The organism is Bradyrhizobium sp. JYMT SZCCT0180 (assembly GCF_018130165.1).
Lineage (GTDB): Bacteria > Pseudomonadota > Alphaproteobacteria > Rhizobiales > Xanthobacteraceae > Bradyrhizobium.
Genome location: NZ_JAFCLZ010000006.1, coordinates 90982 through 108178 on the forward strand (window position 1 = coordinate 90982; position 17197 = coordinate 108178).

Here is a 17197-nt window from a genome sequence, read left to right on the forward strand (position 1 = left end):
GTCCGGTTCAGCGACACGAGATCAGCGCATCGAGCGCCAAGACACCCTCGCCTTCCGCGAACACGATCAGTGGATTGACGTCAATCTCGCTGACTTCCGGATGGGCGCGGACGAAGGAGCCGAGCATGCTGACCGCCGACACGAGGGCATCGATATCCCGAACTGGCTTTCCGCGAAAAGGACCGAGCAACGCGGCTCCCTTCAACGCACGCAGGGCGGCCTTGATTTCATCTGCTGTAGCGTCTGCCGGCAGGACGCGCACATCCTTCAGCGCCTCGGCAAGAATTCCGCCGAGCCCAACCACCAGCACCGGCCCCCATTCAGGATCGGTCCGTGCCCCCAGAATCAACTCAAGTCCCGCGCCGGACATCCGTTCGACCAGCACGCCGTCGATCGGGAGTTCGGCAGCGGCACCAAGGTTGCGGTACAACCTATCCCATCCCGAGCGCAATTCCTCTTCGTTAGCGAGATTGAGAACGACCCCTCCGACCTCCGTCTTGTGCGGTAGCGCAGCGGATTGAATTTTCAGGGCCACGGGATAACCGATTGCGCGAGCAGCAGACGCAGCAGCCTCGACATCGGCGACCAGGCGTCGCGCAGGCATTGGCAATCCGGCCTGTTCGAGAATATCCTTCGCCGCGTATTCCGGAATTATGCCGACCGGCAGGCGCTTGGATACCTCGATCTCCTCGGACAAAGCCGAATTACGAACGTTCGAGTCGGCCCATCGTGCATAGCGCGCAAGCGCACGGACCGCTCTTTCAGGCGACCGAAAGAATGGAACGCCGGCCTCGCGAACGGCAGTTATGATTTCTCCCGGAATTTGAGTTTCGTCACCAAGCATTGCAAACAAGACCGCACGCCTTTTCGACCAGTGACGCAGAGCCTCCAGCACGGGCGGCATCTTGCGCGACGCCATTTGCGAACTGGAAAGAATGATCGTCACCAGCAGGCTGCCGCAGTCCGGATGCGCCATCAGATCTTCAAGAGCGCGCATATAGAGCCCGGGATCAACCAAGGCTTGCGCTGTAAGGTCGAGAGGATTGCTGGCCACAATAAAGCCCGGGGCGACCGCGTTGAGCCGAGTGGCGGCCTCGCCTGTGGGCTGGGGCAGCGGAACACCGAGCGTCTCGCAATAGTCTAGCGCGATTGCCTTGTAAGCGCCGGATTCGCCAAGAATGGCTACGCCGCCGAACGGTCGGTGTGCGCAGCGCATCACGCAGTCGGAAATGTCGATGAGCTCCTCGAGCGTCTCGACGATCATGACGCCTGCGCGCTCCACGATCGCCTGCATGACCTCGTAGTCGCCGGTCAGGGCTCCCGTGTGCGTCCGCGCCGATTCCCGCGCTGCGCCCGAGCGGCCGGGATGAAGCATAACCAACACGACGCCAAGAGCCCTCGCACGCCTGGCCAATTCGAGAAACTCGCGCGGCCTTCGAATATGCTCGACGACCATCGCAATCGCGCGGGTCTGACCGGTCTTGAGCGCATACGCGATAAAATCCTCGATGCCATTGGCTGCTTCGTTCCCGGTCGAAATCGAAACGGATACATTTAGGGCGCGACTGTCCAGGGCCGCCCGAACGACGGCCGCCATGGCGCCGCTCTGGGAAATCACAGCGATCCCAGGTCCGGTCATCGGACGCGGTTCGGCCACCGCAAAGGTCAGGGCGACGCCATCCGCATCATTGACGAAGCCGAGACAATTCGGCCCCTCAATAGCGATGTTGTTCGAACGCGCGATGGCCGCAATTTCGTCCTGAGCCGCCCTGCCTTCGGCACCAAGCTCGGCAAAACCGGCGGAAAAAATCACGATGCCGCCGACACCGCGCTCTGCACAGCCCTTGACCGCATCAAGTACCGCCGCAGCGGGGATCGCAAGAACCACGCAATCGACGCCGTAAGGCAACTCCGACGCGTGCTTTACGCAGGACCGCCCGCGAATTCTGGCCTGCTTGGGATGAAGCAGATGGATATCGCCAGAGAACGCAAAGCGCTCAAGATTGTCGAGAACAATGGCGGCCAGTGATCCGGGTGTCGCTGAAACTCCGGCGATCGCCACCGACCGAGGATTAAGCAAACGCTCTATAGGCGATCGCTGCGGTAAGTCCCGGTCGTACGAGCTCTCGGATGCAGTCGACTTGGTCACTGTCGCATTCTCCAACGAAACCGCTCTTAGCGATCAGCGTGGATAGTTATCGAGGCCGGGCTTGTACGATTTCTCGTCAAGAAACTGACCCATACCCTTCGCGCGTCCTCGCTCCGGGTCGACCATGGTGGTCTGGTCAAGCTTAGCCGTAAGATATTCTGCAGATTCTTCCCAAGTCATTTCCCGGACGAATTTGTACGAGTTTTTTGCCGCACGCAGCACCGTCGGATTCTTTGCGAGCAGTGTCTTGGCCAACTCACGGGTGCGACCCATCAGCTGGTCGGACGGTACGGACTCGTTGACGAGCCCCATCTCTACCGCGGCCTTTCCGCCGAACTGCTCGCCAGTCATGATGTAGTAAAGTGACTTGCGATCGTTCACGAGCGTCGAGAGTGCCTTCGGAACAACACCACCAGGGATGATTCCCCAATTGATCTCGGAAAGCCCGAACACAGCCTCGTCCGCGGCAATGGCGAGGTCACAGCAGACCAGTGGCGTAAATGCACCGCCAAAGCACCAACCATTGACCATAGCGATGGTAGGTTTGCCGTAGAACATCAGTTTACGCCACTGCCAATTGCGAGTTTCCCGATACGCCCGATGCCTTTCGATATCGGGCTTGTTATCGGTTGCCCGGAAAAAATCCTTCAGATCCATGCCGGCTGAAAACGCATCTCCCTCGCCGGTCAGAACAACGACGCCACAGCGATCGTCGAGTTCCAGTTCGTCAAGCACCTGATTCATCTCGGTGGCCATCGCCACACTCATCGCGTTGCGTTTGCCCGGACGATTGAGCTTCAACCACGCAATCCCGTCGTCAAACTCAACCTTCACGTTCTCTCCGCCTGGAGCCGGTCGGTGATTTTGAGCGGTCATTTCGAGCATCCTTTGATTGCGGACATTTGGATCGCGTAGAGGTGAACGATAATTCGACCAGCGCCAGCGACGCTGGACACCACCCCGCCAATGTCGTCAATGGGGACCCGCTGTGGGCCACAACTGCCGTCATAATGACAGGTTGCCTTATATAAGGTAACCTTCCATATTGGAAGCTACTCGTCAATAGGGAACGTACGTGACAAAGTCATCATCGTCGCACGCTGGAACGTTGTATCTTATGCATGTGCTGACGCATGCCACGCGCACAAGACTCGACGAAGCACTGCGCCCCCTGGAGCTATCGTCCTTTCACTACACAATTCTAAGCGTATTGGCGCATAATGCCGGACTATCGTCGGCGCGGCTTTCGCGGAGGTTCTATGTAACGCCACAGGCGATGGGAGAAATCATACAATTACTGGAACGAAAGGGCCTGATCGAACGTCGCGAGGATCCGTCGAACAAGAGGGCGATGCTCCTGAGCCTGACGAAGGTGGGAGAGGCAGCGTGCCAGCGAGGCGATATTATCGTATCGAAGCTTGAGCAAACGATTTTTGAAGGCCAATCGAAATCGAAACTCGATTTGCTGCGATCGGTCCTGACGACGGCTCTCGCCGCGCTCGGCGAAAGGTAGCGATGGCGCTGCAACCCGGAGATCCCTTGCCTTTGATGTGCAAGCGCCGTACGACCGTCGCCTCCGCACATTCATCCCAGCCTCCAGGACCGCACCCACTCCGGTTCGCAAGTATTCTGTCGATCGCGCCGCTAAGACGCCCCCGGGCCAGACCACCTGCCGGCATGAAGAGGGATATCGCGGCAATCGATTCCGCAGTTTGCACACGCCGCACGGTGCTGGGGCTTCTGGCCGCGGCCCAACGATGCCCTACGATCCCGAGGAAGGATTTCGTGCCGATCGCCGAGATCGCGACGGGAGCTCTAGCGGGTGTCGGCCGGGACTCCCGGATTGCCAATCGCTCGTTCTTGTAGATCAGCTGCGGCATCAGCGCCTGGAAGGCATTCAGGGCGCTTGGGGATGGCCACGACTTCAGGCATGACCTCACCATCCCGCCGTATATCAAACCCCAGCAGACAAGTTCGCAGCATGTGTTGCGGCGATCAGTTGAACCCGCCGCCAGTAGCGGACGTTCAGGCCATTTCCACCTTGACCCAAAGCAGACATCGGAGCCCATCCCGCGTCAATCGTACCGTTGCGACAGGTTGATAAACCAAACCCACGTTGACGCTTCAAAGTCGGTTCGTCACATTCGATCTACCAGCGCGGACGAAGGGGCAGCGATGGATGAGTGTATGGCGAAGGGAGAGTGGGCTTCGCGCCTCCTCCTACCGAACGCGCGGGTATGTGAGTTGTCTCGCCAGACGACGCGCGCTTGCTGCCCCCACAAAGTCGACTATTCGTCGACTTTGTCGATCGACCGCCTACGCCGATTGTCGGCAAAGTTGCGACCGCCTCGTACATTTCGGCCGGCTCAGCTACCCCCGTAGATACCAACGAAGACCTACGGTTTGGGAAACCTTTTTCACCTTAACAAGATCGATAGCTTAGGTTCGTCGTGTTGAAAATGTGTTGCGCGGGGCTTTCTTGACCAGCGAGCACGCGCGTCGCTTAGTAGTTGGTCCCGGATGTTTCATTCGGGATGCCGTCGATGGGGCATTCAGCAGTGCCCGCGGTCGGGCGGGTCATCGCCTCGACCATTTCGCGGGTGCCTTCGGGATCGGCGATCCATTTCGAGTAGAAGTCGTAGGGGCATGTCGCCAGGCCCTTGGCGCTTTCGCCGGAATTGATCATGCCGGTGTAGCCGCGATGCACCAGCTTGTAGAGATGGTTCTGCGACTGGTTGGTGCGGCGGGCGTCGCGGATCAGGTTCTTCGACAGCGCCGCATACTGGATGCCGTATTCCTCTTCGCCGGTCTCGCCCAGCGTGCGGCCATCGAAGCCGATGATCGCGGAGTGGCCGAAATAGGAATAGACGCCGTCAAAGCCGGCGGCATTGGCGACCGCCACATAGACATTGTTGGCCCAAGCCATCGCCTTGGAAATCAGGATCTGCTGTTCCTTGGCCGGATACATGTAGCCCTGGCAGCGCACGATCAGTTCCGCGCCCTTCATGGCGCAATCGCGCCAGATTTCCGGAAAATTGCCGTCGTCGCAGATGATCAGGCTGACCTTCATGCCCTTTGGTCCGTCGGAAACGTAAGTGCAGTTGCCGGGATACCAGCCTTCGATCGGCACCCACGGCATGATCTTACGGTACTTCTGGACAATCTCGCCCTTGTCGTTCATCAGAATCAGGGTGTTGTAGGGCGCCTTGTGCGGATGCTCCTCGTGACGCTCGCCGGTGAGCGAGAACACGCCCCACACTTTCGCCTTGCGGCAGGCTTCGGCGAAGATCGCGGTTTCCTCGCCGGGCACGACGGATGCGGTCTCGTACATCTCCTTGGAGTCGTACATGATGCCGTGGGTGGAATATTCCGGGAAGATCACCAGATCCATGCCCGGCAGGCCGAGCTTCATGCCCACCACCATGTCGGCGATCTTGCGGGCGTTGTCGAGCACCTCCGCCTTGGTGTGCAGGCGCGGCATTTTGTAGTTGACGACGGCGACGCCGACCGTGTCGTTGCTCGAGGAAATGTCACCGTGAAGCATGGGGTTCGCCCCTCCTGTTCTGGTTCAACTCTGCCGTCACTGCATCAGTGGCTGATCATCCACGGCCGCGCGGTCGGGAAACTCTTGGCGCCGCTTCTTGTCCTGGTCACCAGCCGCGCCGGTTTCTTGCTTGAACAGCAGCCGCAGCCGGGACCATGCGAGGCCTTGTACTGATCGAGGGTTTTGGGCGCGTTGGCGCTGCGCTCGTTGGTGGCATGGGCCTTGCGCTTGTCCGACGGCATGCAGAAGAACGCCGGCGCGGTCAGGATCACGCGCGGCGATTCGGTTTCGCATTGCGGGCAATCCTGCGGCGCATCGCATTCGGCCATCGGCCGCATGTCGGTGAACGGGCCGCAATCGTTGCAGAGATATTCGTAAACCGGCATTTCAATATCCTCGCGCAAATAGCACGCGACGATGGATGCGGGGCGGCAGATACACACACCGTCCCGCATCCCGTCGCGCAGGGATTACTTGTCCTGTGACAGCGGCATCTGGATGTCGCCCTTGATGTGTTTGATCGGTCCCGCCGACGACGGCATGATGTCGAAGTCGAAGATCTCGGTCGGCAGCCACAGCGTGGCGCAGGCGTTCGGCACGTCGACGACGCCGGAGATGTGGCCCTGGCACGGCGCCGTGCCCAGGATGGAATAGGCCTGTGCGCCGGAATAGCCGAACTTCTTCAGGTACTCGATCGCGTTCAGGCAGGCCTGCCGGTAAGCGATGTGTACGTCGAGGTAGTGCTGCTTACCTTGCTCGTCGACCGAGATGCCTTCGAAGATCAGGTAGTCCTTGTAGTTCGGCGTGATCGGCGACGGCTTGAACAAGGGGTTCTTGATGCCGTACTTGGCGACGCCGTCCTTGATGAGATCAACCTTGATGTGCAGCCAGCCGGCCATTTCGATCGCGCCGCAGAAGGTGATCTCGCCATCGCCTTGGCTGAAATGCAGATCGCCCATCGAGAGACCGGCACCGGGCACATAGACCGGGAAGTAGATTTTCGAGCCGCGCGACAGGTCCTTGATGTCGCAATTGCCGCCATGTTCGCGCGGCGGCACGGTGCGGGCGCCCTCCGCGGCGATCTTGGCCTTGGCGTCGCCCTTGGCCTGACCGGCATGCGTGGTCGGCGCGAATGGTGGGTTGGCCAATCCGGGTACGCGGGTCGGGTTGGTTGCGATCAGCTCGGCTTCACGCGCGTTCCAGGTCGCCAGCATCTTCGGATCGGGCAGGCAGCCGATCAGGCCGGGGTGAATGAGCCCCGCGAAATTGACGCCGGGAATGTGGCGCGACGACGTGTAAAGACCCTTGATGTCCCAGATCGATTTCTGCGCCAGCGGGAAGTGATCGGTCAGGAAGCCGCCGCCGTTCTTCTTGGAGAAGAAGCCGTTGAAACCCCACAGGCTCTCCTTCAGCGGACCGACGTCGAGCAGATCGACTACCAGCAGATCGCCGGGCTCGGCGCCCTTGACGCCGATCGGGCCGGACAGGAAGTGCACGATCGACAGATCGATATCGCGCACGTCGTCGGCCGAATCGTTGTTCTTGATGAAGCCGCCGGTCCAGTCGACGGTTTCGATGATGAAGTCGTCGCCGGGGCTGACCCATTCCACGATCGGGATCTCGGGGTGCCAGCGGTTGTGGATCTTGTCGTTTTCGTAGGCCGATTTCGAAAGATCGACCTTGATCAGTGTATCTGGCATTGCAAGCTCCCCTTTTCTACAGACTTGAAGGCTACGGTTCAAACGGACAGATATTTCGAGATCTGCGCGGCATCGACGCCGTCGCGCGGGTCATCACGGACGATCTCGCCGTTCTCGATGACAAGCACGCGGTCGGCGACATCGAGCGCAAAGCTCAGCACCTGTTCGGAAACCACGATCGACAGGCCACGCTCGTCGCGAATCCGCTTCAGGGTGCGCGCCATGTCCTTGATGATCGACGGCTGGATGCCTTCGGTCGGCTCGTCCAGCAGCAGCACTTTCGGCTTGGTGGCGAGCGCGCGCGCAATCGCGAGCTGCTGCTGCTGTCCACCGGAGAGATTGCCGCCGCGGCGGTTCTTCATTTCCAGCAACACCGGAAACAGCTCATAGATGCTGCCCGGGACATCCTTCTCACCGGACACGACGAGACCGGTCTCGATGTTCTCCTTCACCGTCATGGTGGAGAAGATCATGCGGCCCTGCGGCACGTAGGCGAGGCCCCTGGCGACGCGTTCGTAGCTCGGCAGTTGGCTCAGTTCCGTGCCTGCCATCGTCACTGAGCCGCTCTTGGCGGGCAGGATGCCCATCAGCGATTTCATCAGCGTGGTCTTGCCCATGCCGTTGCGGCCCATGATCGCCACAATCTCGTTGGGCGCGACCGACACGTTAAGGCCATGCAGCACCTCGCTCTGGCCGTAGGCGACATGAAGATCAGAAATAGCCAGCATCGACGTATCCTCTCAATCTCTTCCCTGGCGCATGAACTCGTCCGGAAACCGGACGCCACTTTCCGGGTTCATGCGCTAGTGACCCAGATAAACTTCGATGACCTTCGGATCGTTCTTGACGTGCTCCATCGTGCCTTCCGACAGGATCTGGCCCTGATGCAGCACCGTGACCTTGTGGGCGATGTCCTCGACGAACTTCATGTCGTGCTCGATCACCAGCACTGAGCGGCCCTTGATGATGCGGTTGAGCAGTTCGGCGGTCTTGGCTCGCTCGCTGACGCTCATGCCGGCCACCGGCTCGTCGAGCATCAGCAGGTCCGGGTCCTGGATCAGCAGCATGCCGATCTCGAGCCATTGCTTCTGGCCGTGGCTGAGCTCATCGGCATAGGTGTCGAGGCGATCCTTCAGGAAGATCATCTCGGCGACTTCCTCGACGCGGTCGCGCACCGCGGCGTCGCGCTGGAAAGCCAGCGAGCCGAACACGGTGCGGCCGCGCGGGTAGGAAATCTCCAAATTCTCGAACACCGTGAGATCAACGAACACCGACGGCGTCTGGAATTTGCGGCCGACGCCGGTCTGCACGATCTGGTTCTCTTTCATCCGGGTCAGCTCCTGACCGCGAAACTGGATCGAGCCCGACGTCGCCTTGGTCTTGCCGCAGATCAGATCGAGCACTGTGGTCTTGCCGGCGCCGTTGGGGCCGATGATGACCCTGATCTCGTTCTCCTCGACATAGAAGGAGAGATCGTTGACCGCCTTGAAGCCGTCAAAGGACACCGTGAGCGCCTCGACCGCGAGCAGGAATTCCTTGGGCTGGTGACCGATGAGCATGATCTAACTCCTCATTCTGCCGGTGTGGTGACCGATGAGCATGATCTAATTCCTCATTCCGCCGGGGCGCCGTCGGCGACCGAACTGTCGGTCCACGCCTTGGCGGGTTTTGGTTTGCGCCACGCCAGTAGGCGATCGATGCGAGGCTGGACGTAATCCGCCCAGATCCCGGACAAGCCGTTCGGGAACGCCAGCACCACCGCGATGAACAGCCCGCCGAGGCCAAACAGCCAGAGCTGCGGGAAGGATTCAGACAGGCCGGTCTTCGCGACGTTCACCAGCAGCGAACCCCACACCGCGCCGAAGATCGACATCCGCCCGCCGACCGCGGTGTAGATCACCATCTCGATCGACGGCACGATGCCGACAAAGGACGGCGACATGAAACCGACATTGAGCGCGAACATGGCGCCGCCGATCGCGGCGAAGATTGCGGCCATGCAGAAGGCGAAGATCTTGAAGTTGGCGACGCTGTAGCCGGAGAACCGGACGCGGTCTTCCTGTTCGCGCATCGCCACCAGGATGCGGCCGAGCTTGGTCAGGCGGATGAACTGCGCCAGCAGGATGCAGCCGAACAGCAGGAACACTTCAAAGAAGTAGAGTATGACCTTGGCGTGATCCGGCCGGATGTCCCACCCCTTCAGGGTGCGCAGGTCGGTCATGCCGTTGATGCCGCCGGTATAGCCCTGCTGCCCGACGATCAGGATGGTCAGGATGGCCGCAACGGCTTGCGTGATGATCGCAAAATAAGTGCCGCCGACGCGGCGCTTGAACATCGCGGTGCCGATGATCAGGGCGAACAGGCCGGGCACCAGGATGATGGCGAGAATGGTAAGGGTGAGACTGTGGAACGGTTGCCAGAACAGGGGCAGTGACGTGATCTGATTCCAGTCCATGAAATCAGGGATGCCGGGGGTGGACTGGATCTTGGTGTTTTCCGGGCTCGACGCCTCGAGCTTGAGGAACATCGCCATGCAGTAGCCGCCGAGGCCGAAGAACACCCCCTGCCCCAGACTGAGAATGCCGCCATAACCCCAGCACAGCACCAGCCCGATCCCGACGAAAGCGTAGGTCAGGTACTTGGCGACCAGATTGAGGCGAAACACATCCAGCGACAGCGGCAGGATCACGAACAGCAGGGCGGCCAGCGCAACGAAACCGATGAGCTCGGATCGATTGAAGAAGCGTGAGTTGATGATCATGACCGTGCCTGCTTTTTGTTATTTCCGGACCTTGAGGGCGAACAGCCCCTGCGGCCGCAGCATCAGAATTCCGACAATGGCGAGCAGCGTCAGCACCTTCGCCATAGACCCCGACATGAAGAATTCGAGCGTCGACTGCGTCTGCGAGATGCTGAAGGCCGACGCGATGGTGCCGAGCAGGCTGGCGGCGCCGCCGAACACGACCACGAGGAAGGTATCGACGATGTAGAGCTGGCCGGAGGTCGGCCCGGTCGAGCCGATCATGGTGAAGGCGCTGCCGGCGACGCCGGCGATGCCGCAGCCGAGGCCGAAGGTATAGCGATCGACCTTCTCGGTGTTGATGCCGACCGCGCCGGCCATAATGCGGTTCTGCACGACGGCACGGACCTGGCGGCCCCAGCGCGACTTGTACATGATCCAGGCCACCGCGACCGTGATCAGCACGGTCAGACACATCACGAAGATGCCATTGATCGGGACTTCGATGGTGTCGGTGATCTGCTTGGAGCCGAGCATCCATTGCGGCAGCTCGACGCCGACCTCGCGTGCTCCGAATACCGAGCGATAGGTCTGCTGCAGGATGAGGCTGAGGCCCCAGGTCGCCAGCAGCGTATCCAGCGGGCGCTTGTAGAGGTGGCGTATCAGCCCCCATTCGACCAGCATGCCGAGCGCGCCGGAGGCTATGAAAGCGAGCACCATCGCGAGAAAGAAGTAGCCGGGAAACAACGCCGGCAGGTAATGCTGAAAGGCGCTGGAGGTGAGCCAGGTGACGTAGGCGCCGAGGATCATGAACTCGCCATGCGCCATGTTAATGACGCCCATTTGGCCGAAGATGATCGCAAGACCCAGCGCCATCAGCACATAGACGGAAAACAGGATCAGGCCCGCAAAGCCCTGCATGACGAAAATCGAACCGAGATCGCCAATCGAATAGTCGCCGAGCATCGATGTTTCTCCGTGGGGGAAGTCCCGCGTCGCGAGCAAGCTCGCGACGCGGGGGTGTTGGACGCGGATTGACGGTCCACGCCAGGGAGACTCTTGAGAAGACGCTTGGGGAATTGCGGGAGTTGTCCGCGCGCCTTTATTGATATCCCTTGGGGAACGGGTCCGGCTGGATCAGGTCGGCGGTCTCGAACACCATGTCGAACTGTCCATCCAGCTTGGCCTTGCCGACGCGGGTCTTCGACCACAGATGGTGGTTTTCGTGGATCCGGACATAGCCTTCCGGCGCACCCTTGAACTCGATGCCGGGCGAAGCTGCCGCAACCTTGTCGACGTCGAAGGAGCCCGCCTTCTCGACGGTCGCTTTCCACAGCCACGGGCCGAGATAAGCTGCCTGTGTCACGTCGCCGATGACAGTCTTGTCGCCCCACATCTTCTTGAACGCAGTCACGAACTTTTCGTTGTTCTCGTTCTTCAGCGACTGGAAGTACTTCATGCAGGCGTAGGCGCCGGCGATGTTCTCGCCGCCGATGCCGTCGATCTCGTCCTCGGTCACCGAGATGGTCAGCAGGGTCTGCTTCGACAGGTCGATGCCGGCGGCCTTGAGCTGCTTGTAGAACGCGACGTTCGAACCGCCGACGACGTCGGTAAAGATCACGTCGGGCTTGGTCAGCTTCAGCTTGTTGATGACGGAGTTGAACTGGGTGTGGCCGAGCGGAAAGTATTCCTCGCCGACGACCTTCAGCTTCAGGAAATTCTCGATGTGCTTGCGCGCGATCTTGTTCGAGGTACGCGGCCAGATGTAGTCGGAGCCGATGAAGTAGAACGATTTGGCGTTCTTCTCCTTGGTGATCCAGTCGATGCCGGCGAGAATCTGCTGGGTCGCCTCCTGCCCGGTGTAGATCACGTTCTTGGACTGCTCGAGCCCTTCATAGAAGGTCGGGTAATAGAGCATGCCGTTGTACTGCTCCATGACAGGCAGCACCGCCTTGCGCGACGCCGAGGTCCAGCAGCCCATAATCGAGGCCACCTTGTCGTTGACCAGCAGCTTCTTGGCCTTCTCCGCGAAAGTCGGCCAGTCGCTGGCGCCGTCTTCCTGGATGACCTTGATCTTGCGGCCAAGCACACCGCCCATGGCGTTGATCTGCTCGATGGCGAGCTTTTCGGCCTGAATCGAACCGGTTTCGGAGATCGCCATCGTGCCGGTGGCGGAATGCAGGATGCCGACCGTCACTTCGGTGTCGGTCACGGCCAATCCCGTCGTGTTGACCGCCGCAGTCGGCGGTCCGGCGCCGAATGCCAAGCGCGGCAGCAGCGCCATCGCCGGCAAGACTGCCGCTCCCATCAGCAGTTTACGTCGCAGCGGAGACTGCAGGCCCCGTTTGATTTCGTTTGACATGAGCACCCCATTTTGTTCGAGAACGCGCTTATTGGTGAGGCAAGCATGCTCAGTTTTGTGCACTGCACAGATACGCAAGATTGCGTATACTGCACCGCAAAATAGCGACGTAGATTTTGGTACGGAGTCTGCGGTACGCGGTTTGCGGTACGCAGATTGCAGGGTGTTGGATGAGCCACGAAGGGCTCGGTCGTCAGCGGTCAGGAGCAACAAAGTGGCAGGGCGGCAGCGGATCGACCGCGTCAGGCGCCAATACAATCAATGGGTTGCAAACCAGACGCTGGAAGACTACGCGCTGCGCTTTACCGCCAAGAGCGCACGGCGATGGTCCGCCGCCCGCGTCGCCAACACCGCGCTCGGCGCCATCTCGTTCCTGGCGCTGGAAGCCATCGGCGGCACCATTACGCTGAATTACGGCGCTACCAATGCGGTCGCCGCCATTCTGGTCGTGAGCGTCATCATCTTCCTTTGCGGACTGCCGATTGCCTATCACGCCGCCAAATGCGGCATCGACATCGACCTGCTGACCCGCGGCGCGGGGTTCGGTTATATCGGTTCGACCATCACGTCGCTGATCTATGCCTCCTTCACCTTCATCTTCTTCGCGCTCGAGGCGGTCATTCTCGCCAGCGCACTGGAGATGTGCTTTGGCATCCCGCGTCCGATCGGCTATCTCATCAGCGCGGTCGTCATCATTCCGCTGGTGACGTACGGCATCACGCTGATCAGCCGCTTCCAACTGTGGACGCAGCCGATCTGGATCATCCTGCACATCCTTCCTTTTGTCGCGATCGCCTACGCCAACCCGCAATCGTTTGCGGAGTGGCGCAAATTCTCCGGCGAGCATGGCGACGTCGGCGGGAATCTCGATCTGCTATTGTTCGGCACCGCCGCCTCGGTGGTGTTTTCGCTGGTGGCGCAGATCGGCGAACAGGTCGACTTCCTGCGGTTCCTGCCGCGCGACCGCCGGACCTCACGGACGTCGTGGTGGATCGCGATGCTCAGCGCCGGCCCCGGCTGGATCATCTTTGGCGCGCTAAAACTGCTGTTGGGCTCGTTCCTCGCCTACTTCGCGCTCAGCCACGGCGTTTCCACCGAGCATGCGGCTGAGCCCGCGCACATGTATCTCGAAGCGTTCCGTTATGTGCTGTCGCAGCCCGATCTGGTGCTGGCGCTGACCGGCACCTTCGTCATTCTCTCGCAGATCAAGATCAACGTCACCAACGCCTATGCCGGCTCGATCGCCTGGTCGAACTTCTTCTCGCGGCTGACCCACAGCCATCCGGGCCGCGTGGTCTGGCTCGTCTTCAACGTGCTGGTCGCGCTGCTTTTGATGGAAATCGGCGTCTACAAGGCGCTGGAGCAGACGCTGGCGCTTTATTCCAACGTCGCCATCGCCTGGGTCGGCGCGCTGGTCGCCGATCTCGTGGTCAACAAGCCGCTCGGTCTGCGGCCGCAGCACATCGAGTTCAAGCGCGCGCATCTCTACGATATCAATCCGGTCGGCGTCGGCTCGATGACGATCGCGACCATCGTCTCGATCAGCGCGTTCTATGGCCTGTTCGGACCGACGCCGAAGGCGTTGTCGCCGTTCGTCGCGCTCGCCGTCGCCTTTGTCACCGCGCCTTTGATCGCCTGGGCCACCGACGGCAAATATTACATCGCCCGCAAGCCGAAGCGGAGCTGGCAGAATCTGGAATCGATCCAGTGCTGTATCTGCGAGCATTCGTTCGAGCCGGAGGATATGGCCTCCTGCCCGGCCTATGCCGGCCCGATCTGTTCGCTATGCTGTTCGCTGGACGCGCGCTGCCATGATCTCTGCAAGCCGCATGCGCGGATTCAGGCGCAGGTTTCGGACGCGCTGGCCAAGGCACTGCCTCAGCCGATCTATGCCCGGATCAACTCCCAGGTCGGGCACTATCTCGGCGTGTTCGTGGTGTCCGCGGGCCTGGTCGGGCTGACGCTCGCGCTGATCTATCTTCAGACGTCGGCGACGATTCCGGTCGACGATCTCCAGCTGTCGGACGTGCTGTGGAAGGTGTTCTTCGCTCTGACCATCATTATCGGCGTCGTGGCGTGGCTGTTCGTGCTGGCGCAGCAGAGCCGCCGCGCGGCGGAAGCCGAAACCCGACGCCAGACCACATTGCTGATTCAGGAAATCGACGCGCACAAGCGTACCGATGCCGAACTGCAGCGTGCCAAGGAGGTCGCCGAATCCGCTAATCTGGCCAAGAGCCGCTACGTTGTCGGGTTGAGTCACGAACTGCGTTCACCCCTCAACGCCATAAGTGGCTACGCGCAATTGCTCGAACAGGATTCCAGCCTGCAGACAAAACCGCGCGATCAGGTGCGCGTGGTCCGCCGCAGCGCAGACCATCTTTCGGGCCTGATCGACGGCATTCTGGACATCTCCAAGATCGAAGCCGGCCGGTTGTACCTGTCGCGCGACGAGGTGCGGTTGAGCGATTTCCTCGATCAGCTGGTCGGCATGTTCCGCCTGCAAGCCGCCGCCAAGGGTACCGATTTTGTCTTCAAGCGGCCGGCGGTGCTGCCGGTCGTGGTCTTTGCCGACGAGAAGCGGCTGCGCCAGATCCTGATCAACCTGTTGTCGAACGCCATCAAGTTCACCCAGGCCGGCAGCGTGCAGTTCGTGGTGCATTACCGCAGCCCGGTGGCGGAGTTCGAGGTGATCGACACCGGCCCGGGCATTCAGGCCGACGACCTCGAACGCATTTTCGCGCCGTTCGAACGCGGCGCGCTCGGCGTCTCCCAACCCCAGACCGGAACCGGTCTTGGCCTGACCATCAGCCGGCTGCTGGCCGGCGTCATGGGCGGCGACATCAAGGTCACCAGCACGGTCGGGACCGGCAGCAACTTCCGCATGAAGATCCTGCTTTCGGAAGTCACCAACCCGACGCGGATCGCGCCGGTCGGGGCGCCGATCTTCGGCTATCACGGCCCGCGCAAGACGATCCTGATCACCGACGACGATCCGACCCATCGCGATCTCCTGCGCGAGGTCTTTACGCCGCTCGGCTTCATCTTGCTCAGCGCGCCCGATGGCCCCGGCTGCCTGGAGTTGGCCCAGCATTGCCGGCCCGATCTGTTTCTGCTCGACATCTCGATGGCCGGGATGGACGGCTGGACGATCGCGGAAACCCTGCGCAAGACCGGCCACCATCAGGCGCGCATCCTGATGGTGTCGGCGAGCGCACTGGAGGCGCATGGCGCGCCGCTGGCGCAGCCCTTCCACGACGGCTACCTGATGAAGCCGATCGATATTCCGCGGCTGCTGGAAACCATTCGCCAATTACTCAAGCTCGACTGGGAATATGAGGTCGACCAGATCGCCGTTCCGAGCTGGAAGCCCGAGACCGGCTCGCGGCCGTCGGTGAAGCACGTCGAGGAACTCATCGGACTCGGGAAATTGGGTTACATCCGCGCCATCCAGCTCAAGCTCGAGGAGATCGGCAACGATCACCCCGAACATTCCGACTTCGTCACCCAAATGCGCGCCCTGATCGATCGCTTCGATCTCGATCAATACATGGCGACCCTGAAGACGTTGCACAGCTATGATCATTGAACAAAAAAAGCGCGACGTCGCCCTCGTCGTCGACGATTCCCCGGAAACCCTGCGGCTGCTCACCGACGCGCTCGATGGCGCGGGCATGACGGTCATGGTCGCTCTCGACGGCGCCTCGGCGATGCGGATCGTCGATCAGATCACGCCTGACATCGTGCTGCTCGACGCCGTGATGCCCGGCATGGACGGATTTGAGACCTGCAAACGGCTGAAACGCGATGCGGGTCTCGTCAACGTTCCCATCATCTTCATGACCGGCCTTGCAGAAACCGAACACATCGTCCGCGGGCTGGAGGCCGGCGGCGTGGATTACGTGACAAAACCGATCGCGATCGAGGAGATGCTGGCGCGGATTCGGGTGCACCTCGCCAATGCCCGGCTGACCCAGAGCGCCCGCGCCGCACTCGACGTCTCCGGCCGCTATCTGCTCGCCGTGAACGGCGTCGGCAAGATCATGTGGGCGACGCCGCAGGCGCAGAAGCTGTTATCGGATACGCTTAGCGCCGACGCCGACGACAATTTCGTGCTGCCGGATCCGATGCCGCAATGGCTGGAACAGGTGCAGAAGGGCAAGGCCGGGTCGAAGGCGTCGGTGATGGCAGCGTTCCCCGGCAACGAGCTGCTCAAGCTGCAATATATGGGCAAGCTCGGGCCGAACGAGTTCCTGCTGCGGCTCGCCAAGGATTCCGGCGCCGATACGCCGGCGGAGTTCTCCAGCGAATTGGGACTGACCACGCGCGAGGGCGAGGTTCTGTCGTGGCTGTCGAAAGGAAAGACCAATCGCGACATCGCGCAAATTCTAGGCCTCTCGCCCCGCACCGTCGACAAGCATCTCGAGCAGATCTATTCCAAGCTCGGCGTCGAGAACCGCACCGCGGCGGCTGCGATCGCGGTCAATGCGAAGAATCTGAAGAGCTGAGCTGGGAGGCCGCATAAGCGTTGCACCTTGGTCTTTCTCGAATTTCTTGCGACGGATGTTCAAAGTTTAACCCGTTCATCCCATGACCGCTCTTAAGCGAATGTCCGCTTTGCGGCGCGTCGGCTGGTCATCGCACCACATCGCGAAGGTGGCCAGGCGCAATATATTCCGCAACCGGTTCCCAAGACCGAAGGCGA

The 17197-nt window shown here is 60.8% G+C and carries 13 protein-coding genes; 3 read left to right on the plus strand and 10 right to left on the minus strand.

The genetic code is table 11. The annotated features are described in order from the left end of the window. Positions 1–7 precede the first annotated feature (7 nt). On the minus strand, positions 8–2149 hold the full coding sequence (locus tag JQ641_RS10555) for an acetate--CoA ligase family protein (RefSeq protein WP_211995909.1): 2142 nt from the start codon (positions 2147–2149) through the stop codon (positions 8–10). Positions 2150–2182: 33 nt separating this feature from the next. Then, positions 2183–3025: a p-hydroxycinnamoyl CoA hydratase/lyase gene (locus JQ641_RS10560; protein WP_211995910.1), complete on the minus strand. Its 843-nt coding sequence runs from the start codon at positions 3023–3025 to the stop codon at positions 2183–2185. 241 nt (positions 3026–3266) lie between these two features. Here JQ641_RS10560 and JQ641_RS10565 point away from each other — a divergent pair, with 241 nt between their 5' ends. Continuing rightward, positions 3267–3662 (plus strand): MarR family winged helix-turn-helix transcriptional regulator, encoded by a 396-nt coding sequence (locus JQ641_RS10565; protein ID WP_211995911.1) that lies wholly within the window; start codon positions 3267–3269, stop codon positions 3660–3662. A gap of 990 nt (positions 3663–4652) precedes the next feature. On the opposite strand, the gene JQ641_RS10570 is transcribed toward JQ641_RS10565, so the two are convergent. From JQ641_RS10570 to urtA, 8 genes are all read right to left on the minus strand, one after another. After that, the gene (locus JQ641_RS10570; protein ID WP_211995912.1) at positions 4653–5693 is read right to left on the minus strand and encodes an aliphatic amidase; all 1041 of its coding nucleotides are present in this window, start codon (positions 5691–5693) and stop codon (positions 4653–4655) included. Positions 5694–5737: 44 nt separating this feature from the next. Further along, entirely contained in the window at positions 5738–6079 is a 342-nt protein-coding gene (locus tag JQ641_RS10575) for an FmdB family zinc ribbon protein (RefSeq protein ID WP_211995913.1), read from the minus strand. An 84-nt stretch (positions 6080–6163) separates the two neighbouring features. Next, positions 6164–7393 (minus strand): formamidase, encoded by a 1230-nt coding sequence (fmdA, locus tag JQ641_RS10580; protein ID WP_211995914.1) that lies wholly within the window; start codon positions 7391–7393, stop codon positions 6164–6166. Positions 7394–7431: 38 nt separating this feature from the next. Then, positions 7432–8121 (minus strand): urea ABC transporter ATP-binding subunit UrtE, encoded by a 690-nt coding sequence (gene urtE / locus JQ641_RS10585; protein WP_211995915.1) that lies wholly within the window; start codon positions 8119–8121, stop codon positions 7432–7434. A 75-nt stretch (positions 8122–8196) separates the two neighbouring features. After that, the gene (urtD, locus tag JQ641_RS10590) at positions 8197–8952 is read right to left on the minus strand and encodes an urea ABC transporter ATP-binding protein UrtD (RefSeq protein ID WP_192735046.1); all 756 of its coding nucleotides are present in this window, start codon (positions 8950–8952) and stop codon (positions 8197–8199) included. A 53-nt stretch (positions 8953–9005) separates the two neighbouring features. Next, complete coding sequence (gene urtC / locus JQ641_RS10595) at positions 9006–10154, minus strand: urea ABC transporter permease subunit UrtC (RefSeq protein WP_211995916.1); 1149 nt, start codon at positions 10152–10154, stop codon at positions 9006–9008. An 18-nt stretch (positions 10155–10172) separates the two neighbouring features. Continuing rightward, positions 10173–11099: an urea ABC transporter permease subunit UrtB gene (gene urtB / locus JQ641_RS10600; protein WP_211995917.1), complete on the minus strand. Its 927-nt coding sequence runs from the start codon at positions 11097–11099 to the stop codon at positions 10173–10175. 136 nt (positions 11100–11235) lie between these two features. Beyond that, complete coding sequence (gene urtA / locus JQ641_RS10605; RefSeq protein WP_211995918.1) at positions 11236–12495, minus strand: urea ABC transporter substrate-binding protein; 1260 nt, start codon at positions 12493–12495, stop codon at positions 11236–11238. A 214-nt stretch (positions 12496–12709) separates the two neighbouring features. Here urtA and JQ641_RS10610 point away from each other — a divergent pair, with 214 nt between their 5' ends. Together JQ641_RS10610 and JQ641_RS10615 are read left to right on the plus strand one after the other, a co-directional pair. Further along, positions 12710–16081 (plus strand): hybrid sensor histidine kinase/response regulator, encoded by a 3372-nt coding sequence (locus JQ641_RS10610; RefSeq protein ID WP_211995919.1) that lies wholly within the window; start codon positions 12710–12712, stop codon positions 16079–16081. Next, positions 16071–17000: a response regulator gene (locus tag JQ641_RS10615; RefSeq protein WP_211995920.1), complete on the plus strand. Its 930-nt coding sequence runs from the start codon at positions 16071–16073 to the stop codon at positions 16998–17000. Before JQ641_RS10610 ends, JQ641_RS10615 begins: the two co-directional genes overlap by 11 nt. Positions 17001–17197: the final 197 nt, after the last annotated feature.